Here is a 251-nt window from a genome sequence, read left to right as displayed (position 1 = left end):
ATCGCTATCCGGTCGGCGCCGCAGAAGAAAAGGATGAACATCAGCGTGTTGGCCAGCATCACCTTTGCGTTCAGCTTTCGCTTTGCGCCCTGAATTTGCCCAAGCAGACCGCCGCCGAGCAGAACGATGGCGCCGAGTGGTATATTGACTGCAAACAGCCAAGGCCAGGTCGTGACGGAAAGGATGGCGCCGGCAATGCCGGGGCCGGCAGCGGCGGTCTCGTAGACACATCTCCGAGCCCAAGAGACAGG

The 251-nt window shown here is 60.6% G+C and carries 1 pseudogene; it reads right to left on the bottom strand.

Annotated elements, in window-relative coordinates:
- Window positions 1-251, bottom strand: a pseudogene (locus AF337_RS13670) (hypothetical protein); the annotation flags it as partial.

It is taken from the genome of Rhizobium ecuadorense (assembly GCF_001187535.1).
Taxonomy (GTDB): Bacteria; Pseudomonadota; Alphaproteobacteria; order Rhizobiales; family Rhizobiaceae; genus Rhizobium; species Rhizobium ecuadorense.
Note: the sequence above shows the minus strand (reverse complement) of the source record. Positions and strands in the feature narration are given on the sequence as shown.